Source organism: Mycobacterium sp. 852002-40037_SCH5390672, assembly GCF_001665875.1.
In the GTDB taxonomy this organism is placed as follows: Bacteria; Actinomycetota; Actinomycetes; order Mycobacteriales; family Mycobacteriaceae; genus Mycobacterium.
Genome location: NZ_LZTA01000001.1, coordinates 200,462 through 224,971 on the forward strand (window position 1 = coordinate 200,462; position 24,510 = coordinate 224,971).

The following is a 24,510-nucleotide window of genomic DNA, read 5'->3' on the forward strand; positions in this document are numbered from 1 at the left end:
CTTCGCCGCGCTTGCGATCGCCATTAGGGTGAGGGCATGGCCCTGCGCAAGGTGTTTCTGGAATGGCCCGTCCTGCGTCAGTTGCGCTCGACCGACAAGCTCGGCCGCGGCTCAGCGGTGACCTCCAAACACACCCGCGCGCTGGCCCCGCGCACCACGACAGCCGACCGCGTCGTGCAGAGCGTGTGCCCGTATTGCGCCGTCGGCTGCGGGCAGCGGGTCTACGTCAAGGATGAGCGGGTCGTCGCGATCGAGGGCGATCCCGATTCGCCGATCTCGCGAGGAAGGTTGTGCCCCAAGGGTTCTGCCAGTGAGCAGTTGGTGAACTCGCCCGGACGTCAGCTGCAGGTGCTCTACCGCGCGCCGCGGGCGACCGAATGGCAACCCCTGGAGCTGGACACCGCGATCGACATGATCGCCGACCGCTTCGTGGAATCGCGCCGCAACAGTTGGCAGGACATCGACAAAAAGGGCAACCTGCTGCGCCGCACCATGGGTATCGCCGCCCTCGGCGGTGCGACGCTGGACAACGAAGAGAACTATCTGATCAAGAAGCTCTTCACCGCCGCGGGCGCCATTCAGATCGAGAACCAAGCTCGTATTTGACACTCCGCCACGGTTCCCGGTCTGGGAGCCTCCTTCGGGCGCGGCGGCGCCACCCAATCACTGCAAGACATGGCCAATGCCGACTGCATCGTCATCCAGGGCTCCAACATGGCCGAGTGCCACCCGGTCGGGTTCCAGTGGGTGGAAGAGGCTCGCGCCCGGGGCGCCCGGGTAATCCACGTCGACCCGCGCTTCACCCGCACCTCGGCGGTCTGCGATCGGCACATCCCGATCCGGGCCGGTTCGGATGTGGTGTTGCTCGGTGCGCTGATCAACCACGTCCTGACACGCGACCTCTGGTTCAAGGAGTACGTGATCGCGTACACCAACGCCGCCACCCTGATCAACGAAAACTACAGGGACACCGAGGATCTCGGTGGCCTGTTCTCCGGCTTCGATCCTGAGACCGGGCACTACGATACGTCGACGTGGGCCTATGAGGAACACGGGAACGGCCAGGTCGAGTCCGCCGGCGGCGGCCACTCGCACGGTGCCACCGCCTCGCCGAGCGCGGCGGGTGATGAGCATGGCAGCGGGGGTCCGCCGCTGGCGCACGCCCGGGTGCAGCGCGATGAAACCCTGCAGCATCCGCGGACGGTCTTCCAGATCCTCAAGCGCCACTACGCCCGCTACACCCCGGAGATGGTCAAGGACGTGTGCGGTATCAGCCGCGAGGATTTCGACTATCTGGCCCAATCCATCGTGGAGAACTCCGGGCGCGAGCGCACCACCTGCTTCGCCTACGCCGTCGGCTGGACCCAGCACACTCTCGGCGCCCAATTCATCCGCACCGCAACGATTTTGCAATTGCTGACGGGCAACGTCGGGCGCCCCGGCAGCGGCATCATGGCGCTACGCGGCCATGCCACCATTCAGGGCTCCACCGACATCCCCACGCTGTTCAACCTGCTGCCCGGCTACCTGCCGATGCCCAAGGCGGGCATGCACGACACCTTTGCCGACTACCTCCACGCGGTCGGGTCCAAGAAACAGAAAGGGTTCTGGGCCGACGCCGATACCTACACCGTCAGCCTGCTCAAGGCATGGTGGGGGGATGCGGCCACCGCGGACAACGATTGGGCCTACGACTACCTGCCGCGGTTGTCCGGCCCGCACGGCACCTATCAAACCGTGATGGGGATGCTGGACGACGAGGTCGAGGGCTACTTCCTGCTCGGGCAGAACCCCGCTGTCGGTTCGGCCCACGGCCGCCTGCAGCGCATGGGCATGTCGCATCTCAAGTGGCTGGTGGTCCGCGATCTCAACCTCATCGAATCGGCCACCTGGTGGAAGGACGGACCGGAGATCGCGTCGGGCGAACTCAAGACCGAGGACATCGAGACCGAGGTGTTCTTCCTGCCCGCGGCAACACACGTGGAGAAAGCGGGATCGTTCACCCAGACACAGCGACTGGTGCAGTGGCGGCACAAGGCCGTCGAACCGCCGGGCCAGTGCCAGAGTGAACTGCAGTTCTTCTACGAGCTCGGCAGGCGGATCCGGCAACGGCTGGCCGGCTCGACCGACGAGCGCGACCGGCCGCTGCTGGACCTGACGTGGGACTACCCGACCGACGAGCACGGCGAACCCGATGGGGAAGCGGTGCTGGCCGAGGTCAACGGGTATCGGGTCACCGGCGCCGACGCCGGAAAACCGTTGACGTCGTATACCGAGTTGCGCGCCGACGGCTCAACCGCCGCCGGGTGCTGGATCTACACCGGGGTGTACGCGGACGCCACCAATCAGGCCGCGCGCCGGGTGCCACACGGCGGTGAGTCGCCGAGCCAGTCGGAGTGGGGCTGGGCGTGGCCCGCCGACCGGCGGGTGCTCTACAACCGCGCGTCGGCCGACCCGGCCGGCAAGCCGTGGAGCGAGCGCAAGCGCTACGTCTGGTGGGACGAGACGCAGGGCAGGTGGGTCGGCTACGACGTGCCCGACTTCGTGGCCGACCGGGCGCCCGGCAGCCGGCCCGACCCCGACCTCGGCGGGCCCGACGCGCTGGCCGGGGACGACCCGTTCATCATGCAGGCCGACGGCAAGGGCTGGCTGTTCGCGCCGAAGGGATTGGTCGATGGGCCGTTACCCACGCATTACGAGCCGCAGGAGTCACCGGTCACCAACGCGCTGTATCCGCAGCAGCGCAACCCGGCACGAATCGTGTTCCCGCGCAAGGACAATCTGAGCGCACCCAGCGCCGGTGACCCCGGTGCCGAGGTCTACCCCTACGTCTTCACGACCTACCGGCTCACCGAGCATCACACCGCCGGCGGCATGAGCCGGTGGCTGCCCTACCTCTCGGAGCTGCAACCGGAGATGTTCTGCGAGGTGTCCCCGGAACTGGCTGCCGAACGCGGACTCGAGCCCTACGGGTGGGCCACCCTCATCTCGCCCCGCGCCGCGATCGAAGCCCGGGTGTTGGTCACCAAACGGGTGAGCCCGCTGGTCATCAACGGCCACACCGTGCATCAGATCGGGCTGCCCTACCACTGGGGCGTCGGCAGCGACGCGCTGGTCAGCGGGGACGCGGCCAACGACCTTCTCGGTGTGACGCTCGATCCCAACGTGCAGATCCAGGAGTCCAAGGCGGGGTCGTGCGACATCCGTCCAGGCCGCCGCCCGCACGGCGAGGAGTTGCTGCGCTTGATCGCCGAATACCAATCACGCTCGGGCGTCACCACCGAGACCGACAATGTACGGGTCGACGACGCGGTCTGGGACATCGTGGGGTCACAGGACACGAGGAGGGCCGATGGGTCAGCTGACCGAACCGACTGACCCGGCCGCGGCTGCTGGTTGGGAAGATGCCAAGCCGCGCAAGGGTTTTTTCACCGACACCTCGATCTGCATCGGTTGCAAGGCCTGTGAAGTGGCGTGTAAGGAATGGAACCGCAACCCGCGCGACGGCGAGCTGGAGCTGTTGGGGTCGTCGTACGACAACACCGGCGCGCTGGGCGCCAGCACCTGGCGGCACGTGGCCTTCATCGAGCAGGGGCGCGAACGGATCGAGGAGGCACGCGAATCCGGCCGCGCGCTGATCAATTTGGGCATGCCTGCCCTGCCCGGCGCTGCGAAATCGGCTGATAGCGAACCCGTTTCGCAGCCGCTGTATACCCCGGAGTTCCGTTGGCTGATGTCGTCGGACGTGTGCAAGCACTGCACGCACGCCGGCTGCCTGGACGTCTGCCCGACGGGCGCGTTGTTCCGCACCGAATTCGGCACGGTAGTGGTGCAGCATGACGTCTGCAACGGCTGCGGAACATGCGTGGCGGGCTGCCCGTTCGGCGTGGTTGAACGCCGCAGCGACGGCACGTACGCGACGCCGGTCGAGCGCCCGGGCCGGCCGAAAGAGGAATCCGTCACCGACTTTCCCACCGGAGTGGCCCAGAAGTGCACGCTGTGCTACGACCGCCTGGTCGAGGACCAGGTACCGGCGTGCGCCCAGACCTGTCCGACGACGTCGATCAAATTCGGCAATCACGACGAGCTGGTGCACCAAGCGCGCGCACGGGTGGCGCAGCTGCACGCCGAAGGGCGCACCGAGGCAAGGCTTTACGGGGCCAATGAGAACGACGGCGTCGGCGGCATCGGGTCGGTGTTCCTGTTGCTCGACGAACCCGAGGTCTACGGCCTGCCCCCCGATCCGCGGGTGTGCACGGCCGACCTGCCGACCATGTTCAAGCGGGCGAGCATGGCCGCGGCCGGCATGGTCGGGGCGGCCGTGCTGGCCTTTTGGAGGAGCCGATGAGCACCTCGGAATTCGACAGCTTCCGTCCGCCCGAGCCCAAGGGCGGCAAGCGCCGGAAAGGCAGGCGCGCGGGCCGGCGCGGCGGCGCAGACGGTTCACGCGAGATGCCGATGGTGCCCGAGGCCGAGTTCACCTCGTATTACGGACGTCCGGTGGTCAAGCCCGCGCCGTGGGGACACGAAGTGGCGGCGTACCTGTTCTTGGGGGGCGTCGCGGGCGGGTCCGGTCTGTTGGCGGCCGGCGCCCAGCTCACCGGACGAAACACCCTGCGCCGCAACACAAGGCTGTCCGCTCTGATCGCGGTGGCGCTGGGCGCGGTCGCATTGGTGAAGGACCTGGGCCGGCCCGAGCGCTTCGTCAACATGCTGCGGACGATCAAGCTGACCTCGCCGATGAGCATCGGCTCGTGGATCCTCAGCTTCTTTTCCGTCGGCATCGGGGTCGCCGCGGCCGCCGAGGTCGACCGGATGACCGGCGAGCGAATCCCGTTGGGCCCGTTGCGGCCCGTGCTGCGCGCCGTGGAGGGACCGGCCGGATTGGAAGCCGCCGTCTTCGCGGCACCGCTCGCCGTCTACACCGCGGTGCTGCTCACCGACACCGCGACGCCGACGTGGAACGCCGCGTATCGAGACCTGCCGTTCGTGTTCGTCAGCTCCGCGAGCCTGGCCGCATCGGGGCTGGCGATGATCACCACACCGGTCGCCGAGGCAGGACCCGCCCGCAAGCTGGCCGTCATGGGCGCGATCGGTGACCTGATCTCCGCCAGGTTCACCGAGCACCGGATGGACCCGGTGACCAGGGAACCGCTGCACCACGGCACACCCGGCCGGCTGCTGAAGGCCAGCGAATGGCTCGCCGCCGCAGGCGGTTTGGGCGCGCTACTGGGCGGCCGGCACCGCGGTGTCGCAGCCTTGTCCGGCCTGATGTTGCTGACGGCCTCGGCGATGCTGAGGTTCGGCTTCTTCGAGGCGGGCAAGGACTCGGCCGGGGACCCCCGCTACACGATCGAGCCGCAGAAGCGCCGGCTCGCCGCCCGCCGGGCGGCCGGCGTTACCGGGGATTCCATCACCACCGCGGACTGAGAGCGCGGGCGCCAGGCGACGCAGGACGCTGACGTCGTTTGCCCCCGGTGTAGCCGGGTACTCCATGGCGCATGACTAATTTTGGCTACACTTTGATGACCGAGCAGAGTGGACCCAAAGACCTTGTCCAGTATGCGGTTTCGGCTGAAGAGCGCGGCTTCGACTTTCACGTGTGCAGTGACCACTTTTCGCCGTGGCTCACCTCGCAAGGGCACGCGCCGAACGCCTGGGCAGTGCTGGGTGCGGTGGCACAGGCCACCGAACGGGTTGACCTCTACACCTATGTGACGTGCCCGACCATGCGGTATCACCCCGCCGTCGTCGCCCAGCAGGCGGCCACCGTCCAGATCCTGTCCGACGGCCGGTTCACCCTGGGCTTGGGCAGCGGCGAAAATCTGAACGAACACGTCGTCGGCAAAGGCTGGCCGTCCGTCACGCGCCGGCAAGACATGCTGCGCGAGGCCATCAAAATCATCCGCGAGCTGTTCGGCGGCCAACTGGTGGACTTCACCGGCGACTATTTCCAGGTCGATTCGGCCCGATTGTGGGACGTGCCGGATGTTCCGGTCGGCATCGGGGTGGCCATCGGGGGCACCAAGGCGGTCGACAAATTCGCCAAGCTGGCCGACCACCTGATCGCGACGGAGCCGAAGAAGGAACTGGTCGACGCCTGGCACGGTGCTCGCCAAGCCGCCAATCTCGCCGGCGGCGGGCGGGTGGTTGGTCAGATACCGGTGTCCTGGGACCGCGATCGCGACACGGCGATCAAACGTGCGCACGACCAGTTCCGCTGGTTTGCCGGCGGCTGGAAGGTGAACGCCGACCTACCGACGCCGGCCGGCTTCGCCGGCGCAACCCAATACGTGCGGCCCGAAGACGTGGCGGAGACCATTCCGTGCGGTCCTGACCTCGATGAGATCGTCGAGGGCGTGCGGCCCTACTGGGAAGCGGGGTTCACCGACATCGCGCTCGTGCAGATCGGTGGAGAAACCCAGGAAAGGTTCCTCTCCGAAGCCGCTGAGCCTTTGCTCGCGGCTTTGCGCGACGCAGCAAACTGATCGCAGGTTTGACCGCTTCCCGCCCGGGTATCCGGGTCGCAGTCGCGCGCAGGCCAGCCGACGCGTGTCGGTACGTCGGGGGCGGGGGTCGAATTCGAGCGTCCCGGTGGGCGTTAACCCCGCAAACTGCTGCCGCGCGGTCGGCGCGCAGGTATCCACGTTCCGGCAAAGCAGGGGAGTGAGTATGAGCGGTGACACCGATGGCACCACGAACGCGCTCGTCAAGGTCCTCAGCGGCGCCAGTTTCGGCCTGGGCGTCAGTGAACTCGTCGCCCCGGCGAAAGTCGCCGCGATCGCCGGCGTGGACGATACCGACCGGTCACGGCGGGTGATTCGCGCACTGGGGGTGCGCGAATGTGGTCATGGCGCGGCGCTGCTGGGCGGTCCCGCCAAGCTGGTGTGGACCCGGGTGGCCGGCGACGTTCTGGACATGGCGCTGCTGATCGCGGGCGTGGCCGCGCGTGGCCCGGGGCGACGGCGGCAGGGCACCGTCTCGGCCGCAGTCCTCTCCGGGATCGCCGGACTCGATCTCTATACGGCGTTGCGTACCACGGGCAACGGGGGTCGCCGCGGCGCTGCCCAGCTACGAGCACTTTAGGCGAAAGAAATCGGCGATCGCAGGAAGGAAGCGACGATGTCAAAAGAGTTGCAAGGTAAGAAGATAGCGATCTTGGCGGCTGACGGCGTGGAAAAAGTGGAGCTCGAGCAGCCGCGGTCTGCGCTGCAGGAGGCCGGCGCCCAGGTCCAGCTGCTGTCCCTGAAGGACGGCGAGATCCAGGCGCGTAACCACGATCTCGAACCGGCCGGAACATTCTCCGTCGACCGAAAGGTATCCGAGGCCTCGGTGGACGAATTCGACGGTCTGGTGCTGCCGGGCGGCACCGTGAATCCGGACAAACTGCGCATGGACAGTTCCGCCGTGTCCTTCGTCCGTGATTTCGTCGGGTCGGGCAAACCGGTGGCGGCTATCTGTCATGGTCCATGGACGCTGGCGGAAGCCGGTGTGGCAGTGGGCCGGACGCTGACCTCCTACGCCAGTATCCGCACCGATCTGCGCAACGCCGGCGCCCACGTCGTAGACGAAGAGGTCGTGGTCGACGGCAATTTGATCACCAGCCGCTCGCCATCGGACCTCCCGGCGTTCTGCGCGACAATCCTCAAGCAATTCGCACATGCGACGGCGGGTTAGCCCCCAAGACTTTGCGGCTGGTCCGTTTGAATTCACCGGTTTGCGGGCATTATCCCGCCAGGCCGTGATCAGCGGCAGTTCTTGTAGGGTTCTCGAAAGGCTAACAGTGACAACCACGTATCCCGAGCCCGCTGTTTCACCGGTTCCCAACGTGTACCAGCCGCAAGAGGACTCTCGATTGCTGGTGGATGTGATGCACGATTCCGGTCTGATCCCGGGGCGCCGCGTTCTCGATCTCTGCACAGGAAGCGGGTTCGTCGCGATCGCGGCCGCGGCGATGGGGTGCACCGCTGCGACGGCCTTCGACATCTGCCCGCAGGCGGTACGTTGTGCACGGGAAAACGCCGCGGTCGCCGGTGTGGAGGTCGACGTCCGCGAAGGGTCCTGGATAGCCGCGGTGGATTGCGCGCCGTTCGATGTGGTGGTGTCAAACCCGCCGTATGTGCCCACTCCGCCCGGTGCCGAGATGGAAGAGATCTGCCCGACTGCCGGACCGTCATGGGCCTGGAACGCCGGCGTGGATGGCCGGATGATCCTCGACCCGCTGTGCGAGTCGGTGCCAAAGCTGTTGCGCGACGGTGGATCCCTGCTGCTGGTGCATTCGGCCCTCGCCGGTGTCCAACAGTCGCTGGATTCCCTGAAGTGGGCCGGGATGGACGCGAAAGTGATTGCCTCCAAATGGATCCCGTTCGGGCCCGTCATGTCGTCTCGGGCGAAATGGCTGGAGGACGTCGGTCTGATACCCCGCGGCCGGCGGGAAGAAGAACTGATCGTGATCCGCGCCGAGAAGCGATGACCGCTACCCGGGTGCAGGTGGTACCCAACGGGCCGGTCCTGGTCTCGGGTCCGGTGCGGATCGAGATGCCCGATGGCGAGGTCGTCGAGTCCGACCGATTCATGGTGGCGATCTGCACGTGCCGCCGCAGTGACCGTTATCCGCTGTGCGACACCAGCCATCGCAGGTGCCGCCGACTCAAAACGTCGGGACGCTCGTCCGCTCCAGCGGCCTCCGCAACGACGTCTGATTCTGCTGCCACGACGTCATAATCCGTTCCGCCAAGCGGTTTTCCACCGCAGCATGGGCACGGATGCCGAAAATGACGTCCTGCTCCAGCCGAGGCTCCTGCGCGACGAGATCGCCCACCACATCGATGCGCACGACGTGTTCGTGCACCGCGTCGGCCTCGACGTGCTCGCTGTAGAACTCGACGCAGGCGGCCGGTGCCTGTAAGCGCCGCAAGGCTTTGACCATCCGTTGCGATCCCGGCGGTGAGGTGATCTCCGTCGAGGCGAAGTGCCCGATCGCTGCGCCGCGCAACGAGCGGTGCAACCCGAACAGCGACATGAGGTTGACCACCGCCAAGGATTCGGCGGGCACCGCGTCGACGTAACCCCAGTACGTCGCATCCAGACCGGCCGCCGACAGCAGATCAGCGAACAGCTGCTGGTGCAGCCGCGCGCCCTGCCCGGCGCCGTACTCGTCGAATTCGACTGCCACGAATGCCGCCTTGGCCACTCCCGTCAGGCGTGGAATGGCCCACGCGTGCGGATCGCCCTCCTTGAGGTGATACAGCGAGCGGTGCACGAAGTATTCGCACATCTGCTGCCACGTTCCGGTATCGCGCAGGTAATACGACGGGCCGGTGCCGTCAACGGGTTCGATCGTGATCGCTTCCATCTCGGCCGCCGCCGTGTGATCGGGGTCGATGTGTCCGACGTCGCGGCGTACGCCGGCCAGGAACACGCGTTCCAGTTCGGCGCGCAGCCCCAGCAGGGCGGGGTTCCACTCCCATTCCGGGTCGACACCGGCAAGGCCGCGGTAGTGCAACTCGTAGCACATGGACAGCGCCAGTTGCAGATCCAGACCGTAGGGATCGGAATCACGCACAGACGCGCCGATGCGCGTCAGGTGATCGACCGAAGACGGGCCTGCCAGCGCACAACGTACGGCTGTCGACAGCGGCCCGTGTGCCGCAGGCAATATGGGTTCGGTCATGGTCGATGCGGGGGTCACGCCGATGTCTACCCGCTATGGGGGGTAGGCAAACGGCGGTGCCGCAGCCGCGAACCGCCCATCACCCGCCTCAACCGCCCTCTGTCGGCAATCGGAAGGTGATGTCGACGATGGTGCCGGTGGCGGTGTTGTCGAGCTCCACGGAGTCGCTGAGAAGCCGCATCAGCGGCAAGCCGCGTCCGCCGTGGTCCGGGCTGATGGCCGGCGCTTTCCACGACCCGAAATCAGTGATCCGGGTGCGCACGGCATCGTCGGCAAGGCTGACGTCGAGCAACATGATTCCGGCGGCGAATCCACGGTAGGCGTGCTCAACGCAGTTGGTGCACGCCTCATTGACGACCAACACGATGTCGGCCGCCCGGTCATCCGTCAAGCCGGCGGTACGCAGCCAGTCCGCCAACCGATGCCGGATGCGGATCAATTGGTCTGCGGTGGCACTGGTTTCGATTCGCAGCGGTGTCTGGTGGTGCCGGTAGATCACCATCGCGACGTCGTCGTCATACCCGGCTGCCGGAGCGAGCTTACGAAGCACCACATCGGCGATGGTGTCCAACGGCGCCGTCATGGTCTGCGCCAGAACGTCTGCTGCACGGGCGATTCCGTCGTCAATCGACTCGTACTTGCGTTCGACGAGCCCGTCGGTGAACAGCATTAGCGTCGACCCGGGCGGCAGTAGCTGAGTGGTCTGTGGGCGCGGTTCCTTCCGGCGGACCGCGAGCGGCACCGATGCGGCATCGGTCAACAGCGTCGTCGTACCGGGCTCCGGCCCGGCCAGCACGGCCGGCATGTGGCCGGCATTGCTGTACTGCAGGGCCCCGGTCTCGGTGTCCAGAATCGCCAGAAACACCGTCGTGCAGTACGCATTCGGAATGAGCGATGCCGCCGAGTCGAGTTGATCGAGCAGCACGGCGGGTTCGGCGCCGTTGATCAGCAGGGCCCGCGCGGAGCTGCGCAGCTGCCCCATGATGGCGGCGGCCGGCAGGCCACGGCCCACGCAGTCGCCGACGACGATGCCGATGCGGTGCTCACCGATCGGTAACACGTCATACCAGTCACCGCCGATCTCCAAGGGCGGCACCGCGGGTTCGTAGCACACGGCGAAGCCCGGGGGCGGCTGCACCGGTGGCAGCATGGCCCGCTGCAACGTCAGCGACGTCTCCCGCGCGCTCTCGAACTGGCGCACGTGCTGCATGGCCAGACTCAGGTGACCTATCAGCACGGTGACCAGCAGCCGATCCTCCCCGCTGACCCACCGAGGTGTGCGCAGCTCCAGCCACAACGCCAGGTCGCCGGAGCCGGAGAGCACCGCGACCAGGCCCTGTACCTTGCCGGGATTATCAGGCACCTCAATCGTTTTCGCTGTCAACGGCAGTTGTTGACGCGCGTCTTGAAAAGTGTTGCACAACCACGGATCCAGCTGCCGCCATGACGAGACCGAGGGCTCGCCCGCCACTTGGACCGTCGGGTCGCCTTCGCCATTGGGCCACGAGACCGCGATCACCCGTTGCACATCGATTGCGGCGCTGCACTCGTCGAGCGTGGTCGACAGCAGTTCGTCCACGCTCTTGGCGACCGCCACCGCGGTGGCCAGGCGCAGCACCGCACTTTCGCGGGCCGCGAAGGCACGTTCGGCGGTGACGTCACGGATCGTTCCGACGTAGGCGTCTCGATCGCTGCCGGATTCCTTGACCGCGCTGATGCTGACCTTCACCCACGCCAAACGTCCATCGGCGTGGCGGATCGGTGTTTCGTAGTCGGCCCTGCCGTGGCTGAGAACCCGTGTTATTTGTTCGGCCGCCGTCTTCGTGTCGACCAGCCAGGGGTGCGGCCACTTGTACGGCAAACCCTCGTTGGGAAATCCGAGGATCTCCGTGAAGGCACTGTTCACTTCGACCACGGAGCCCTCGTGATCCGCGACGAAAAACCCTTCCTGCAACGAATTGACCAGCGCGGTACGGAATTTGTCGCGGTCGGCCAGTCCCTCGGCGCGGGCCCGCTGCTCGGCGTAGCGCCTGTTGCCGTCGATGAAGCCGCGCGTTGCGACGTCCAGCGGAACCAGCAGCTGCAGTAGGAACTCCAGCGCGATCGGAGCGTCGATGCGCACGTCTTGCGAAATTTCGAAGACCAGCCGGACGTGCTGCTCGACGATGTCGAGCAGGCTGATCTGTTCCTTTAGCGCCCTGCGCCCGAGCTCATTGCCGATCGAAAGGCTGGCCTCGTCATGTGAGTTCAGATAGGCGCGTAGCGCGGCCTCGTACTGATCGTGAAAGTCGTTGTGGTCGCTCAAATTGTTACTCCCCTGTGACGCGCCGCCAGCACCATCGCATCGTCGGTCTCCTTCGCGTCCTTGCTGAGGAGTCCTTCGGCGATGGCGACAGCCGAGGCCGAGAAGTCGATGTGGTCCAGGTAACCTTCGACGATTCCGTCGGTGCTCATCATCATCAGATCGCCGGGGCGGATGGGGATGACCTGCGCCGGCCTGATTTCCGGAATCCGGTAGCCGACGATACCGCCGGTAAGTCGTGCACTGGACCGGATATGGACACCGGTTGGTGCCTTGGCCACCAGATCGGCGGTGACATTTCCGATGCCGGTCCAAGTCAGCGTGTTGGCCTCAAAATCCACCCGGGCCAATGTCATTGCGACTCCTCTGGTGCCGACCAACACACGATGGCAGAGCTGGATCAAGACTTCGATCCGCTCGGAACTGGCGCGCGTTACCGCATCGACGGCCCGCAGCGCGGCTTCTGCGGCAGCCGGCCCATGGCCGAGACCGTCCACCACCCCGAACAGCGCGGCCGTACCGTCGATATCGACTGCGATACCCCGATCACCGCAGGTGTACTCGCTGGGCAATGGCCGACCCGCCCTTGCCCACTCGATAGGTCCGAAACGACCGCTTTCATGCACGAGGAGGGACCCATTTCCACATTTCGATGACGGTTCCCTGGCCGAGGGTGGACTCCACGACCAACCGGTCCATCAGGCGGCGGGCGCCCGGCAAGCCCAAACCCAGGCCCCGTCCGGTCGTGTATCCGTCTTCCATCGCCCGCTCGATGTCGGCGATGCCGGGGCCCTGATCTTCGGCACGCACCACCAGGGCCTTGCGTCCTTCCCGATCGGCGATGGCGACCCGAACGGCGCCGCGGCCGGCATAGCTGGTGATATTCCGCGCGATTTCCGAGATTGCCGTGGCGATCATCGTGACGTCGGTGAGGGAGAATCCGAGGTCGAGGGCGAGTTGGTGTCCGGCTTTGCGGGCTTCGACGATGTCGTCAGGGTTGTCGATGGCGACGACGATATCAGCCACCACCGTCGGGCCCGATCGTTGACTTCCCCACTCCACCTTGGCGATTCAGCAGCGCGAGGCCCTCTTCAAGATCCAGCGCGGTTTTCATGTCGTCGAACGCAAGGCCCAGCTGGACCATCGCGAAGGCCACCTCTGGCTGCAAGCCCACGATCACGGTGTCCGCGCCGCGCAGCCGGGTCATGTGCGCAATCGTCCGCAGCGACCGGGCGGCGAAGGAATCCATGACATCGATGGCGGTGACGTCGACGATGATGCCCTGCGCGCGGAACTGGCTGACCCGCTCCATCAGGTCGTAGCGCAGGCGCTCGGCGTCGGAGTCGGTGAGGGCGGCCTGTACCGACGCGATGAGAATCGAGCCCTGTTTCAGGATCGGTACTGGCATGGGGTGCTCGTGTCGATTGCGGTTATCCGGTCTGCTCGCCCGTGCGAGTGACCTCGTAACCAAGCAAGCGTTCGGCTTCCTCGATGCCGCCTTGCAGGTCGCCGACGGCGTTCATCTTCGACAGGTCCAGCCCGATGGTCACCAGCGTCAGCGCGATCTCGGAGGACAGACCGGTGATGATCACGCTGGCACCCATCAACCCCGAGGCGTCGACCGTCTGCACCAGGTGGTTGGCCACGGTCGAGTCGATGGTGGGTACACCGGTGATGTCGATGACCACGACCTTCGCGCGGTTCGCGCGGATGGCCCGCAGCAGCTGTTCGGTGACCTGGCGGGCGCGCTGGCTGTCCAGCACCCCGATGATCGGCAGGATCAGCAGCTGCTCACGCACCTGCAGCACCGGCGTCGACAGTTCGCGGATGGCCTCCTGCTGCTGGCGGATGATGCGTTCGCGTTCCTGGACGAAGCTGACGCCCACCGTGTTGGCGATGCGGTTGGCCGCGGGCTCGTAGGCGTCGAGGACGCGGTTGAGCATCTCGAACTCGGTCTGGTACTTCTCGAACAGCGAGCGGGCGAGCACGTCACGCAGCAGCAAGACGATGCCCAGCACCTCGTCGGTCTCTACGCCTCGCGGAATGATGCGTTCCGACAGGTCGCGCGCATAGGCCTGCAGCGCCTCGACGCTACCGGTCTCGAGCACCTCGACATAGTTGTCATAGACGGCCGTCGCCTCGGAGAAGAGCTCCTCCGGAGTCATCGCGGTGAGCAGCTCGGCCTCGGTGATGCGCCGGGCCCATTCCTCGCGCAGAACGGTTCGATTCTGCCGCAGATGCTGAACTAGCTGGGGAAGGAGCTCCTCGCTGGAAATGCCCACGGTGCCGGTACTGTTGAAATCCGACGACGAATCTGACATATGGCCTCCCAAGGCCTCCCGAGTACACGTCGCGCCCTGCGGTCTGCAGTTCCTTTTGGGGAGACTAGCCTGGGTTGTCGCGGGGCACGTGTAGAGGGCATATTCTTCTCGCAGTTCGTAACGGCAGGCTAGGGTTGAACCACGCCACGGCCCAGGACAAAGGATTGCCATTGTCAGCTCCTGATTCGATTACCACGTTGGTTGAGGACCACGACGGGGTGTCCGTGGTCAGTGTCAGCGGCGAAATCGATTTGGTCACGGCTCCCGCCCTGGAACAAGCCATCAGCGCGGTCGTCGCGGACAGCCCCACAGCGCTGGTCATCGATCTCTCCGCGGTGGAGTTCCTCGGTTCGGTGGGTCTGAAGATCCTGGCGGCGACCTACGAGAAGCTGGGCAAGCAGACCGGGTTCGGCGTGGTCGCACGCGGCCCGGCCACCCGCAGGCCGATCCACCTGACCGGTCTGGACAAGACCTTCCCGCTGTACCCGACGCTCGACGACGCGTTGACCGGGGTGCGGGACGGCAAACTCAACGGCTAGCGACCGAACCGTCCGGCGCGCAGGCCGCGTCGCCGGCCCGCCCCGCCGTACCCATCGCTTGCCTGACAACATGTTTGGCGAGAATGCGCCGAGCCCGAGTCCTTATTCGATTGATTTCGGGACTTATTCCGCCTTTCCCCCGGAGAACGCCGCCGGTGCCGAAATTCAGTCGAATTTCCCATGGCGAAACCATTATCGAGGGCGGGTCCGTCCGAAGCGGCGTCCACACGCCGCCCAGGTGCGATGATCGGGGCTATGGACGTCGACCATCCGCAATCCGACCAGCGGTGGGATCGCCGTGCGCGAGGCGAAACCGAAGTTCAACGGCTGGACCGCAATTGGAACAGCCTGCTGCAGGAGCTGCGGGTGGTCCAGACGGGGGTGCAGCTGCTGACCGGGTTCCTGCTGACACTGCCGTTCCAGCAGCGCTTCGACGTGCTGGGGCCGCCGATGCGGGTGGTCTATCTGGCCACTGTGGTGTGTGCGGTGTGCGCGACCGTCCTGCTGATCGCGCCGGTTGCCATGCACCGGATGCTTTTCCGGCGGCATCGGCTTCAAGTCCTCGTGTCGGCCGCACACCGGTGCGCCTATGCCGGGCTGGGCTTGCTCGGCCTGGCGGTGATCGGCCTGACCACGATCATTTTCGCCGCGGTGGCCGGGCGAACCGTGGGCCTCATAGCCGGAGCGTGTGCGCTGCCGCTGTTCGCATTCTTTTGGTGGGTGCTGCCGCTGATGCTGCGGACGCACGGCGACTGACGCGAACTCGTCGGTCAGCGGCCGGGCACGAGCGCCGCGATTCGGGTGGATTCCAGGTGCTCCAGCAGGTCGCTCGGATCGGCGAAGACGGGTTCGGCCCCTGCCTCCTGCAGCTCCGCGCGGGCAATGCCTCCGCTCAACAGTCCGATGCACGGCAATCCCGCGCCGGCCGCGGCGTGTGCGTCCCATACGGCGTCCCCGACGAACACGGCGTGCTCGGCATCCACGCCGGCGCGGTCCAGCGCCACCCGCACGATGCCGGGTTCCGGCTTGGCGGTGTCGACGTCGCGAGACGACGTCGTCTCGGAGATGACGTCGTCGCAATCGAGCACCTTGCGCAGGATTTCCAGTTCGTCTTCGGGCGCCGAGCTGGCCAGCACAACCTGTAAGCCCAGCTCGGCGACGCGACGCAGCAGGGTGCGGGCGCCGGGCAGAGGTTGCAGCAGCGGCGTGATCTCCCGGTAGTACCGGCTGTGCTTGTCGCTGAGGCGCTCCTGCACATCGGCCGGGGCGTCATCGGAGAGCTTCCGCACCAGCCTGGATCCGTCCATGCCGATGCAGCGATGGATTTGCCACGATGCCACCACCATGCCTTCGGCCTCGAACGCACGCCGCCAGGCATGGACGTGCAGGTAGTTGGAATCCACCAGGGTTCCGTCGACGTCGAACAGGACGGCGGGGCTGCCGCCACGCGCTGTCAGGGCAGGCTCCAGGCATCGGGACCCGTGCCCGGGTGTGGTCGTGAAGTCATCTGCCCGGCATACCCATGCCGGGCATGGCTGACACGGTCCGAGTTTCGTTTGCGCCCTGAGTCGACGGGTACCCGCCGATGGTGAGGCGACATCGCGGCGGTTTCCCAGCCCCTGTCAGCGGGTGGGCCGCAACCGCAGGTGATGTGGATAGTGCTGATACGCAATCGTTTTCGACGAGGAAATGACGTTGGATTACCGGAAGAACGCCCCAGTCGACCATGCCCGCACCACTCGTCAGCACGCCGGATCCATCAAGAACGGCGCCAACGCCCCCGGCCTCGCCGCTTCGGCCGTCGCGGTTATCGCCCTGACCGTGGGGTTGTGCGCCGTGGCGGCAGGCCATCTGGTGGGCGGCGCCATCGCCCTGATCGTGGCCGTCGTACTGGGCGCGCTCAGCGCCGCCTGGCTGCTGCGCACCCACCGCCAAGTCCGTGACGCCGAACTGCACTGGCACGCCGCGCATTCCGACCAGCCCGCCCCACCGCCCAGCAGCTGAGCGCCCGCGGTTTGCCCGTCGCGTAGCGACTGGTGCCTGATCGACCGCGGCATCGCCTTGGTATCGGTGTCAGACGCCCGATCCGCACGGCGAGCGGGTAGATCCGGCATTTATTTCGGTCGCATTGGTGTAGCCAACCCTCGAACGGGGTACTGCCTGCGCCACGGGTGAGTACAGGAAAGTGCGTCAGCCCGTTCCATGGCAGGAAGGAACCCCAATGGCGACCACCACTGACTACGACGCACGCCGTGTATCCGACGCCGACACCCAGGACAAGTCCTCGCTTCGAGACCTGGCGCCGACCCTGCAGGCGCCTGCCGCCGCCGTGGTCGACGAGGACCCCAACGATGTGCACTTCTTCGAACTACCGGGCGCCGACTTGTCCGGGGAAGAGCTGTCGGTGGCGGTGATTCCCCAGCGGGCCGACGAGTTCACCTGTTCGAGCTGCTTTTTGGTGCAGCACCGCAGCCGGATGCGTGGCTCCAGCTCCGGCCTTCCGGTGTGCGTCGACTGCGCGTAACACCGCTCGGTCCCCGGCGCAAAGCTCACCGGACCGGGGGCGAACTGCCCGCGTGCCGCGGCGCGACTGCGAACCTGCGCTGGATTGCGCTGGATGTCGGAGGCATCCACTAGGTTCATCGGACAAGCCCGCGTCGGCGCAAACGGCACGTTGAGGAGTGATGGAGAAGATACTCGGGTCGCTCCTCGTGCTGGGATTAGCGCTCCCTTGGTATTTCACGCAGCAGGCCACCGGTAGCTTGCCGGCGGGATGCGCGGCCGGCCTCGGGGGGCTGGCTGTCGCGGTGGCCATCCTGTGGTGGCTTTCGGTGCAACGGGATCGCTACCAGGCCGACGCGCAGCGTCGACGAGACCTCAGATGCGCGAAATCCGGGTTGCTGGCCATCGATCGGATGTCCGGGACCGAGTTCGAGGAATTCGTTGCGGCACAGCTTCGCATCGCGGGCTACAGCGTGACGCCCACGGCGAGCACGGGCGACTACGGCGTGGACCTGATCGCGAAGAAAGACGGCGCCTGCATGGCCGTTCAATGCAAAAGGCTGGCGAAGGCGGTGGGCGTCGCCGCGGTCCAGCAGGTCGTGTCCGGGGCGCGCCACCATGGCTGCAGCCGGACGGTGGTGGTGACCAACCAGAGCTTCACCAAGGCGGCTCGCCAATTGGCCATCACCCACCGGTGCCGCTTGGTGGGGCGCACCCAATTGCAGACCTGGACGCGAATCGCGCCCATTCCCGTGCGGGGTTCGCGGCGCACACCCGGGGTCACGCCCCACTCCAGGCCGGCGCGGCTGGAGCCGGAGTGGGAGGCCTAGCGGCGGGCGCGCTACCCGTGAGACTCCCTGCGCCACTATATGTTTCGTTCCTGGATTTGGGCGCGCACCGCGCGGCGTCAGCGCCCGGTCGCATCCTCGATCACCCGGCGCGCGATGTCTCGCAGCGGGGTGTTCATGCTCTGCGACAGTTTGGTCAGGGTATTGAAGGCGGTCTCCTCGTCGAGGTCGTAGCGCTCGATGAGGATGCCTTTGGCTTGTCCGATCGTGTCCCGGGTGCTCAGGGCTTCCTTGAACTGTTGGGTGCGCACGACGTTGCTCCATGCCAGGGCGCCCAACGTTGCGAAGATGGCGGCAGTCCGCCGGGAATCTTCGGAGAAGGCCTGCGGGCGTTCGGCGTAGAAGTTCAGCGCTCCCATGCTCAGCTCATCGGCGAACATGGGCAGCGATAGGACGCTGCGAATCGGTGTGTGCGCGAGCGCGTCCGCCTGATACTTCGGCCAGCGCGCGTCGCTACCTAGGTCGTCGATGACGACGACCTTCCGGGTCCACGCGGCGTGCACGCAGGGCCCTTCCAGGTGGCGCTGCTGGAACTCGTCGAGCAACCGGGCGCAGTCGTGCGTGACTGACGGGGTGCTGATCTCGTTCTGCCGACTCGTGACGGTGATGCCCGCTTCCTGAGCCCCCGGCACCCAGCGCGCGGCGGCCGTGGTCAGGTCGTCGAGCACCTGGGGAAAGTCCGTCGTGTCCGCCGAATAGATGGCGCGCAGAACGTCGGTGAGCAGGGTGAGATCGTCAAAATTGGTCACTGAATGTCGCCCTCATGCGTCGAGACCGGTAGCAGGCAGTACCCCGCGCCGTTTCAGCAAGCCTGCGGTCTCGCAAGGCGATCACTTGGAGTTTTTGACGGCGACGAAATGTCAATGCTGTTTGCTCAGCATTACGGTGAGACCCATTATATCGGCCCGGTTTCGGACGATTGCCACGACACCGGTCCACGAAAGATGCGCTTGACGGCTGCGATGGCCGCCATCCGTCGATGGGGCTTGCACTGGCCAAGTCAGGTGGTAGCGTCCGGCGCACCGGCCTGACTTTGGAGCGACAACGATGGCAAGCGACGACGAGTGGATCAAGCCCGCGGCCATGGCCATCCCCAAGGAGGGCTATTTCGAGCTTGAACGCGGTCGTTACGGGCCGGTTTATCCCCGCACCCCCGCTTGCTATGGCTTTTCCATCATCGCCAAGGTCAAGGATGGCCGGGAAGACGCCGTTCGCGCCTACGGCAAGCAGATCGAAGAAGCCGTCAAAGCCAATCCCGGAGTGCTGGCACCGTTGCGGCTGCACTATTTACGCTGGCAGCTCTTCGACGTCGGGTCGGGGTTGCACTTCCAGTATCAAGGCATCTTCGACACTGACTTCGACAAGTACACCGAGGACGCGGTCCAGCTGTTCAGCCAGACCGGGATCACCACCGTCTTCACCAACCTCGAGGGTTTCCCCGAAGACTGGCGCGAGAACCCGGATGCCTTCGTCGAGTTCGTTCGCGAGCATCAGTGCCCGAGCTTCTTGGAGTACGGCGAATACCCCTATGTCACGGCTGACGAGATCAAGAAGGCGTTGCGGCTGAAAGCGGCGTTCGGCACCATGCTGGATCAGATGCAATGAGGCCCGTCGGAGTGTGCAGATGCTCGAGCTCGACGACATCCAGCACATCCTGCTGACCCGGACCCCGGCCCTGACCGGACGTTACGAGTTTCTCTCGTTCGACAGTCCGGTGGCCGGTCGGGCGTGGCTGTCCGAATTGGTGGATGTCGTGGAGTCCGCCGCGTCGGTGCGAGACACCATGGACGACACCAAGCGCTGGGTCACCCTAGGTTTCACCTGGCGCGGCCTGCGGGCGCTCGGCGTGCCCGAGGAGGCTCTCGCGAGCTTTCCGGAGGAGTTCCGGCAAGGCATGTCCGCCAGGGCGGACATTCTCGGCGACACGGGACGCAACCACCCCGACAACTGGGTAGGCGGACTGGCCGGCGACGACCTGCACGCGATTGCGATCCTGTTCGCCCGAGACAACGCCGAACACGCCCGCGCCACCCAGGCGCACGACGACCTGGTGAAAAGGTGTGCGGGCGTGCGCCGGCTGTCGTACCTGGATCTGAATGCGACACCTCCGTTCAACTACGCCCACGACCACTTCGGCTTTCGAGATCGCCTGTCGCAGCCGGTGATAGAAGGATCGGGTGAGGAGCCCACACCCGGCTCGGGAGCGCCGCTGAAGGCGGGCGAGTTCATCCTCGGCTATCCCGATGAATTCGGACCGGTAGCCAATTTGCCCCAGCCGGCCGTCCTGTCGCGCAACGGGACCTACGCTGCCTACCGACGGCTACAAGAACACGTCGCGTTGTTTCGCGACTACATCCATTCGCAGGCCGATACGCCCGACGAAGAAGAGCTGTTGGCGGCGAAATTCATGGGCCGTTGGCGTAGCGGCGCCCCCTTGGTGCTCGCCCCCGACAGGGATGATCCCGAACTGGGCGCGGACCCTATGCGCAACAACGACTTCAACTACAAGGAGATGGATCCGCTCGGATACGCGTGTCCCTTGGGTGCTCACGCTCGACGGCTCAACCCGCGAGACACCGCGCACAACATGAACCGGCGAAGGATGATTCGGCGCGGGGCCACCTATGGGCCGGCTCTTGCCGACGGTGCGCCCGACGACGGGGCGGACCGCGGCATTGCCGCGTTCATCATCTGCGCCAGCCTCATCCGCCAGTTCGAATTCGCCCAGAACGTATGGATCAATGACCGCACGTTCCACGAGCTTGGCAACGAGCACGATCCGATCTGCGGAATGCAAGACCGCACAATGGAATTCAAGATACCGAAGCGGCCAATTCGTCGAGTCCTCAAGGGACTCCCCGCGTTCACGACGCTGACCAGTGGGGCGTATTTCTTCCTGCCGGGCATCAACGCCATGCGATACCTCGCCACGCTCGACCGATAACCCGGGGAACCATCATGAGCACACTGCCCGCCGCTCGCACCTACAACCAAACCCATGTCGCCCGCCCGCGCACGAGCGGACGACGCATCAGCATCTACTGGACGTGGAGCTACCCGTGGGAATCCCAACGCGACCTGCACGCATTGGACAACCGCTTTTCGACGATGACCGAAGTGCGCGCAGCGGCATGGCCCCATTACGAAGGACCCGAATGGGATGAGGCGCATTTCTTGGCGGGCATCGCCGGCACCTTGGAGCTTTTCCACCGCTCGACGCTGGCGTTCCAGGAATTGGCGGGCGAGGCGACCGGCCATCCGGTCGCAGTGTTCCAGCGCATTGACCAAGCCGGCTACCAGCAGGCGATCGACGAACGGATATTGGCCGACACCGACACCCTCATGGTGTTCGGGCTCGACCACCTCGTCGGCGAAGAGGAAGCAGATACCGAAGAAATCTCCGCCATACGTGAGTGGCTGAAGCGAGAAGGCACCTGCCTTTTGCTGGCTCCGCACCACGATGTCGGCTTCACCGACGATATGGCCCAGCGTCAGATCGAATACCTGCACCATGGGGATCCGCTGGTGCCGCGACAACAACGATTTACGGCCTACACGCGCTCGCTGATCAAAGCGCTCGACGTTCCCGTTCACAACACATGGGGATTGCGTCCCGCTCTGGTGGAGGGAACCGACCAGATCGCACCGTTAACCGGCTTCCGCGATTTGGACGCGCCGGGGCTGCTGAACAACGTCACGACGCTGAACTTTCATCCGCACCTGCCGCACTACGCGCTCACCGCTCCCGAGAGCGATCTGCTGCGCGTGCTCGGCAGGCAACGCGTCGATCCGAAACGGCCACATCCTTTTACCGAAGCGGGCAATAGCGAATTCAATGCATTGATCTGGATGCCGCCGGTCGCCGAACGAGCCGGTGACATCGTGCTCGTCGACTCCACGAATTTCACGACATTGTTCGGCGGGACCGACAGCCTGAAAAACTTCTGGCACAACCTGGCGACGATGAAGTGATGGAGCGCAAGTTCGCTCCGTCGTCCTGCTGATGTCCGACGCTCGGTGTCGCCGCGAACTGCGGCAACATGAGTCGGGGTGGCGGGATTCGAACCCACGGCCTCTTCGTCCCGAACGAAGCGCGCTACCAAGCTGCGCCACACCCCGCTTGAAGCTTCGACAGCCTATCGCACCGGGCCATCGACTGGCCAAACCGCGGTGCGCCAGGTCACGTCCAGGAGCACGATCGCTCGAACTCGACCAGCGCCTCGGCCGGCTCCCTCGGATCCAGTCCCTGCGACGTCACCCACTCGTCGCTGAAATAGGTGTCGCGGTAGCGGTCGCCGCTGTCGGCGAGCAGCGTGACCACCGAACCGCTGCGGCCGTCGGCGACCATCTCGGCGAGCAAGCCAAACGCACCCCACATATTGGTGCCCGTCGACGGTCCCACCCGGCGCCCAATCACGGCGCTGACGTGCCGCGCAGCCGCGATTGAGGCCGCGTCCGGGACGGCCACCATGCGGTCGACCACGCCGGGCAGAAACGACGGCTCCACCCGCGGCCGGCCGATGCCCTCGATGCGCGACGAGGTGGGCATCACGACGTCGTCCCGGTCCTGCGCGTAGGCGGGAAAGAACGCGGAGTTCTCCGGATCGACGACGCAGAGCCGGGTGGCGTGCCGGCGGTAACGGATGTAGCGCCCGATCGTGGCACTTGTCCCACCGGTGCCGGCCCCCACCACGACCCAGTCCGGGACGGGATGCCTTTCCTCGCGCATCTGCTCGAAGATCGACTCGGCGATGTTGTTGTTGCCCCGCCAGTCGGTGGCGCGTTCGGCGTTGGTGAACTGATCCAGGTAGTGCCCGCCGGTTTCGCGCGCGACCCGCTGGGCCTCGGCGTAGACCTCGCCGGCGCTCTGCACGAAATGGCAACGGCCGCCCTGGGCTTCGATCAGCACCACCTTCGACGTACTCGTTGCCGCCGGCATCACGGCGACGAACGGCAGACCCAGCAGGGCCGCGAAATAGGCCTCCGACACCGCCGTCGAACCCGATGACGCCTCGACCACCGTAGTGCCCTCGTCGATCCAGCCGTTGCACAGCGCGTAGAGGAACAGCGAGCGGGCCAACCGGTGCTTGAGGCTGCCGGTGATGTGCGTGGTCTCATCCTTGAGATACAGCGCGACCCCGGCGCCCGTGCCCCAGGCCGAGGGCAGCGGATAGCGAAGCAGATGGGTGTCGGCGCTACGGCGGGCGTCGGCCTGGATCAGCCGAATCGCGTTGTCCGTCCACGCACGTGAGCGGCTGCGGACCGCGATCCCGGTCTGGTCGGTCAACGCACCGATGCTGTTGGCTGCGAACGGCTCAGATCACTGGCCGCGCCGCGGTCGCCCATCGGGGTGGAGATCAACGTCAGCAGGGTCGCCTCGGGCCTGCAGCAGAACCGCACCGGCGCGAACGGAGAGGTGCCCATCCCGGCGGACACATGCAACTGCATGTGCGCGCCCCAGCGGGACGGACCCTTCGCGCGCGAACGGTCCAGACCGCAGTTGGTCACCAACGCGCCGTAGAACGGCAAGCACACCTGACCACCGTGTGTGTGTCCGGCCATCACCAGCTGATAGTTGTCGGCGGCGAAGCGGTCCAGCACCCTGGGCTCGGGCGAATGGGTCAGTCCCAGCCGCAGATTCGCCGCCGGACTGGCCGGGCCCGCGATGGTTTCGTAGCGGTCCCGGTCGAGGTGCGGGTCGTCCACGCCCGCGGCGGCGACGTGCAGACCCGCCACTTCGAACTCTCGCCGCGTGTGGGTCAGGTCGAGCCAGCCGCGCTCGGTGAACGCCGCCCGCAGATCCTGCCAGGGCAGCGGTTCACCGCGAACCCGGTGCGACGGGTTGGTCACGTAGTTCAGCGGATTCTTCAACTTCGGTGCGAAATAGTCGTTGCTGCCGAACACGAAGACACCCGGTCGCGACAGCAGATCGCCCAGGGCCTGGATGACCGACGGGACCGCCTTGGGGTGGGCCAGGTTGTCGCCGGTATTGACCACCAGGTCCGGTTCCCAGCCGGCCAGCTCCCGCAGCCATGCCTGTTTGCGGCGCTGGCCGGGCGTCATGTGGAGGTCGCTGATATGCAGCACCCGAAGCGGAGTCGAGCCCGGGGTCAACACGGGCATGGTGATCTCGCGCAGGACGAATGCGTTGCGCTCGATGACGGCGGCATAACCGAGGCCGGCGACGCTCGAACCGAGCGCGGCGACGCCGGCACGTATCAGGACGGGCAAAACATCAGCCATGTTGGCAGCCTAATACCGGTCGCGGGCCGGCAGCATATCTCTTGCGTCACGACGCCTACGGGGCTGTCTCTTATACACATCT

The 24,510-nt window shown here is 66.0% G+C and carries 26 protein-coding genes and 1 tRNA gene; 16 read left to right on the forward strand and 11 right to left on the reverse strand.

All coding sequences use genetic code 11. The features are described from left to right. The first annotated feature begins 36 nt into the window (after positions 1-36). The 8 genes from fdh (at position 37) to A5782_RS25065 (ending at position 8,724) form a co-directional block, all read left to right on the forward strand. On the forward strand, positions 37-3,378 hold the full coding sequence (gene fdh, locus A5782_RS00955; protein ID WP_231986558.1) for a formate dehydrogenase: 3,342 nt from the start codon (positions 37-39) through the stop codon (positions 3,376-3,378). Continuing rightward, positions 3,353-4,348 (forward strand): 4Fe-4S dicluster domain-containing protein, encoded by a 996-nt coding sequence (locus A5782_RS00960; RefSeq protein WP_067093866.1) that lies wholly within the window; start codon positions 3,353-3,355, stop codon positions 4,346-4,348. Before fdh ends, A5782_RS00960 begins: the two co-directional genes overlap by 26 nt. Further along, the gene (gene nrfD, locus A5782_RS00965; protein WP_067093751.1) at positions 4,345-5,430 is read left to right on the forward strand and encodes an NrfD/PsrC family molybdoenzyme membrane anchor subunit; all 1,086 of its coding nucleotides are present in this window, start codon (positions 4,345-4,347) and stop codon (positions 5,428-5,430) included. Before A5782_RS00960 ends, nrfD begins: the two co-directional genes overlap by 4 nt. A gap of 71 nt (positions 5,431-5,501) precedes the next feature. Next, positions 5,502-6,488: an LLM class F420-dependent oxidoreductase gene (locus A5782_RS00970; protein WP_067093753.1), complete on the forward strand. Its 987-nt coding sequence runs from the start codon at positions 5,502-5,504 to the stop codon at positions 6,486-6,488. A 184-nt stretch (positions 6,489-6,672) separates the two neighbouring features. Next, on the forward strand, positions 6,673-7,086 hold the full coding sequence (locus A5782_RS00975) for a malate dehydrogenase (RefSeq protein WP_067093756.1): 414 nt from the start codon (positions 6,673-6,675) through the stop codon (positions 7,084-7,086). Positions 7,087-7,122: 36 nt separating this feature from the next. Then, complete coding sequence (locus A5782_RS00980) at positions 7,123-7,677, forward strand: type 1 glutamine amidotransferase domain-containing protein (RefSeq protein ID WP_067093759.1); 555 nt, start codon at positions 7,123-7,125, stop codon at positions 7,675-7,677. Between the two features lie 106 nt (positions 7,678-7,783). After that, positions 7,784-8,473, forward strand: a complete 690-nt coding sequence (locus A5782_RS00985; protein WP_067093762.1) for a HemK2/MTQ2 family protein methyltransferase — start codon at positions 7,784-7,786, stop codon at positions 8,471-8,473. Further along, positions 8,470-8,724, forward strand: coding sequence for a CDGSH iron-sulfur domain-containing protein (locus tag A5782_RS25065; protein ID WP_082942727.1), 255 nt, complete (start codon positions 8,470-8,472; stop codon positions 8,722-8,724). Before A5782_RS00985 ends, A5782_RS25065 begins: the two co-directional genes overlap by 4 nt. Here the strand turns inward: A5782_RS25065 and A5782_RS00990 are convergent. The 6 genes from A5782_RS00990 to A5782_RS01015 form a co-directional block, all read right to left on the reverse strand. After that, the gene (locus A5782_RS00990; protein ID WP_082942728.1) at positions 8,651-9,673 is read right to left on the reverse strand and encodes an iron-containing redox enzyme family protein; all 1,023 of its coding nucleotides are present in this window, start codon (positions 9,671-9,673) and stop codon (positions 8,651-8,653) included. The genes A5782_RS25065 and A5782_RS00990 overlap by 74 nt on opposite strands. A gap of 88 nt (positions 9,674-9,761) precedes the next feature. Next, on the reverse strand, positions 9,762-11,978 hold the full coding sequence (locus A5782_RS00995; protein WP_067093767.1) for a SpoIIE family protein phosphatase: 2,217 nt from the start codon (positions 11,976-11,978) through the stop codon (positions 9,762-9,764). Further along, positions 11,975-12,547 (reverse strand): SpoIIE family protein phosphatase, encoded by a 573-nt coding sequence (locus A5782_RS01000; protein ID WP_197694061.1) that lies wholly within the window; start codon positions 12,545-12,547, stop codon positions 11,975-11,977. Before A5782_RS01000 ends, A5782_RS00995 begins: the two co-directional genes overlap by 4 nt. Before the next feature lie 46 nt (positions 12,548-12,593). Then, a complete protein-coding gene (locus A5782_RS01005; protein WP_067093774.1) occupies positions 12,594-13,004 on the reverse strand; it encodes an ATP-binding protein in 411 nt (136 codons plus the stop codon). Next, positions 12,994-13,383, reverse strand: coding sequence for an STAS domain-containing protein (locus A5782_RS01010; RefSeq protein ID WP_067093777.1), 390 nt, complete (start codon positions 13,381-13,383; stop codon positions 12,994-12,996). The genes A5782_RS01005 and A5782_RS01010 overlap by 11 nt, the downstream gene beginning before the upstream one ends. A 22-nt stretch (positions 13,384-13,405) precedes the next feature. Continuing rightward, positions 13,406-14,296, reverse strand: a complete 891-nt coding sequence (locus A5782_RS01015; RefSeq protein WP_067093779.1) for an STAS domain-containing protein — start codon at positions 14,294-14,296, stop codon at positions 13,406-13,408. A gap of 170 nt (positions 14,297-14,466) precedes the next feature. Between A5782_RS01015 and A5782_RS01020 the strand changes: the two genes are divergently transcribed. Together A5782_RS01020 and A5782_RS01025 are read left to right on the forward strand one after the other, a co-directional pair. After that, on the forward strand, positions 14,467-14,835 hold the full coding sequence (locus A5782_RS01020; RefSeq protein ID WP_231986559.1) for an STAS domain-containing protein: 369 nt from the start codon (positions 14,467-14,469) through the stop codon (positions 14,833-14,835). Between the two features lie 255 nt (positions 14,836-15,090). Next, positions 15,091-15,591 carry a DUF6328 family protein gene (locus A5782_RS01025; RefSeq protein WP_067093785.1) on the forward strand — a complete coding sequence of 167 codons (501 nt, stop codon included), beginning with the start codon at positions 15,091-15,093 and terminating at the stop codon, positions 15,589-15,591. Positions 15,592-15,605: 14 nt separating this feature from the next. On the opposite strand, the gene A5782_RS01030 is transcribed toward A5782_RS01025, so the two are convergent. Then, positions 15,606-16,304, reverse strand: coding sequence for an HAD family hydrolase (locus tag A5782_RS01030; RefSeq protein WP_369815568.1), 699 nt, complete (start codon positions 16,302-16,304; stop codon positions 15,606-15,608). Positions 16,305-16,524: 220 nt separating this feature from the next. Here A5782_RS01030 and A5782_RS01035 point away from each other — a divergent pair, with 220 nt between their 5' ends. The 3 genes from A5782_RS01035 to A5782_RS01045 all read left to right on the forward strand — a co-directional run bounded on the left by A5782_RS01035 (position 16,525) and on the right by A5782_RS01045 (position 18,167). Beyond that, on the forward strand, positions 16,525-16,839 hold the full coding sequence (locus tag A5782_RS01035; protein ID WP_067093791.1) for a hypothetical protein: 315 nt from the start codon (positions 16,525-16,527) through the stop codon (positions 16,837-16,839). A gap of 217 nt (positions 16,840-17,056) precedes the next feature. Next, positions 17,057-17,359, forward strand: coding sequence for a DUF4193 domain-containing protein (locus tag A5782_RS01040; protein WP_067093793.1), 303 nt, complete (start codon positions 17,057-17,059; stop codon positions 17,357-17,359). Between the two features lie 160 nt (positions 17,360-17,519). Next, on the forward strand, positions 17,520-18,167 hold the full coding sequence (locus tag A5782_RS01045; protein ID WP_067093796.1) for a restriction endonuclease: 648 nt from the start codon (positions 17,520-17,522) through the stop codon (positions 18,165-18,167). A 77-nt stretch (positions 18,168-18,244) separates the two neighbouring features. Here A5782_RS01045 and A5782_RS01050 read toward each other — a convergent pair whose 3' ends face one another. Continuing rightward, positions 18,245-18,934 carry a GAF and ANTAR domain-containing protein gene (locus A5782_RS01050; protein ID WP_067093799.1) on the reverse strand — a complete coding sequence of 230 codons (690 nt, stop codon included), beginning with the start codon at positions 18,932-18,934 and terminating at the stop codon, positions 18,245-18,247. Between the two features lie 298 nt (positions 18,935-19,232). On the opposite strand from A5782_RS01050, the gene A5782_RS01055 reads away from it, so the two are divergent. The 3 genes from A5782_RS01055 to A5782_RS01065 are packed head-to-tail and all read left to right on the forward strand — an operon-like array spanning position 19,233 to position 22,157. Next, positions 19,233-19,790 carry a hypothetical protein gene (locus tag A5782_RS01055; protein WP_067093801.1) on the forward strand — a complete coding sequence of 186 codons (558 nt, stop codon included), beginning with the start codon at positions 19,233-19,235 and terminating at the stop codon, positions 19,788-19,790. A 19-nt stretch (positions 19,791-19,809) separates the two neighbouring features. Continuing rightward, on the forward strand, positions 19,810-21,129 hold the full coding sequence (locus A5782_RS01060) for a peroxidase (RefSeq protein WP_067093869.1): 1,320 nt from the start codon (positions 19,810-19,812) through the stop codon (positions 21,127-21,129). Positions 21,130-21,143: 14 nt separating this feature from the next. After that, a complete protein-coding gene (locus A5782_RS01065; protein ID WP_067093804.1) occupies positions 21,144-22,157 on the forward strand; it encodes a hypothetical protein in 1,014 nt (337 codons plus the stop codon). A 73-nt stretch (positions 22,158-22,230) separates the two neighbouring features. Here the strand turns inward: A5782_RS01065 and A5782_RS01070 are convergent. The 3 genes from A5782_RS01070 to A5782_RS01080 all read right to left on the reverse strand — a co-directional run bounded on the left by A5782_RS01070 (position 22,231) and on the right by A5782_RS01080 (position 24,428). Beyond that, positions 22,231-22,304, reverse strand: a tRNA-Pro gene (locus tag A5782_RS01070). Positions 22,305-22,365: 61 nt separating this feature from the next. After that, on the reverse strand, positions 22,366-23,472 hold the full coding sequence (locus tag A5782_RS01075) for a PLP-dependent cysteine synthase family protein (protein ID WP_067093806.1): 1,107 nt from the start codon (positions 23,470-23,472) through the stop codon (positions 22,366-22,368). Further along, positions 23,469-24,428: a metallophosphoesterase gene (locus A5782_RS01080; protein WP_067093809.1), complete on the reverse strand. Its 960-nt coding sequence runs from the start codon at positions 24,426-24,428 to the stop codon at positions 23,469-23,471. The genes A5782_RS01075 and A5782_RS01080 overlap by 4 nt, the downstream gene beginning before the upstream one ends. Between the last annotated feature and the right edge of the window lie 82 nt (positions 24,429-24,510).

Bases quoted from the DNA above. Each gene is read 5' to 3' on its own strand.
- A5782_RS00960 (WP_067093866.1), top strand. From the start codon at position 3,353: ATGGGTCAGCTGACCGAACCGACTGACCCGGCCGCGGCTGCTGGTTGG.
- nrfD (WP_067093751.1), top strand. From the start codon at position 4,345: ATGAGCACCTCGGAATTCGACAGCTTCCGTCCGCCCGAGCCCAAGGGC.
- A5782_RS00970 (WP_067093753.1), top strand. From the start codon at position 5,502: ATGACTAATTTTGGCTACACTTTGATGACCGAGCAGAGTGGACCCAAA.
- A5782_RS00975 (WP_067093756.1), top strand. From the start codon at position 6,673: ATGAGCGGTGACACCGATGGCACCACGAACGCGCTCGTCAAGGTCCTC.
- A5782_RS00980 (WP_067093759.1), top strand. From the start codon at position 7,123: ATGTCAAAAGAGTTGCAAGGTAAGAAGATAGCGATCTTGGCGGCTGAC.
- A5782_RS25065 (WP_082942727.1), top strand. From the start codon at position 8,470: ATGACCGCTACCCGGGTGCAGGTGGTACCCAACGGGCCGGTCCTGGTC.
- A5782_RS00990 (WP_082942728.1), bottom strand. From the start codon at position 9,673: ATGACCGAACCCATATTGCCTGCGGCACACGGGCCGCTGTCGACAGCC.
- A5782_RS01010 (WP_067093777.1), bottom strand. From the start codon at position 13,383: ATGCCAGTACCGATCCTGAAACAGGGCTCGATTCTCATCGCGTCGGTA.
- A5782_RS01015 (WP_067093779.1), bottom strand. From the start codon at position 14,296: ATGTCAGATTCGTCGTCGGATTTCAACAGTACCGGCACCGTGGGCATT.
- A5782_RS01025 (WP_067093785.1), top strand. From the start codon at position 15,091: ATGGACGTCGACCATCCGCAATCCGACCAGCGGTGGGATCGCCGTGCG.
- A5782_RS01035 (WP_067093791.1), top strand. From the start codon at position 16,525: ATGACGTTGGATTACCGGAAGAACGCCCCAGTCGACCATGCCCGCACC.
- A5782_RS01040 (WP_067093793.1), top strand. From the start codon at position 17,057: ATGGCGACCACCACTGACTACGACGCACGCCGTGTATCCGACGCCGAC.
- A5782_RS01045 (WP_067093796.1), top strand. From the start codon at position 17,520: ATGGAGAAGATACTCGGGTCGCTCCTCGTGCTGGGATTAGCGCTCCCT.
- A5782_RS01055 (WP_067093801.1), top strand. From the start codon at position 19,233: ATGGCAAGCGACGACGAGTGGATCAAGCCCGCGGCCATGGCCATCCCC.
- A5782_RS01060 (WP_067093869.1), top strand. From the start codon at position 19,810: ATGCTCGAGCTCGACGACATCCAGCACATCCTGCTGACCCGGACCCCG.
- A5782_RS01065 (WP_067093804.1), top strand. From the start codon at position 21,144: ATGAGCACACTGCCCGCCGCTCGCACCTACAACCAAACCCATGTCGCC.
- A5782_RS01080 (WP_067093809.1), bottom strand. From the start codon at position 24,428: ATGGCTGATGTTTTGCCCGTCCTGATACGTGCCGGCGTCGCCGCGCTC.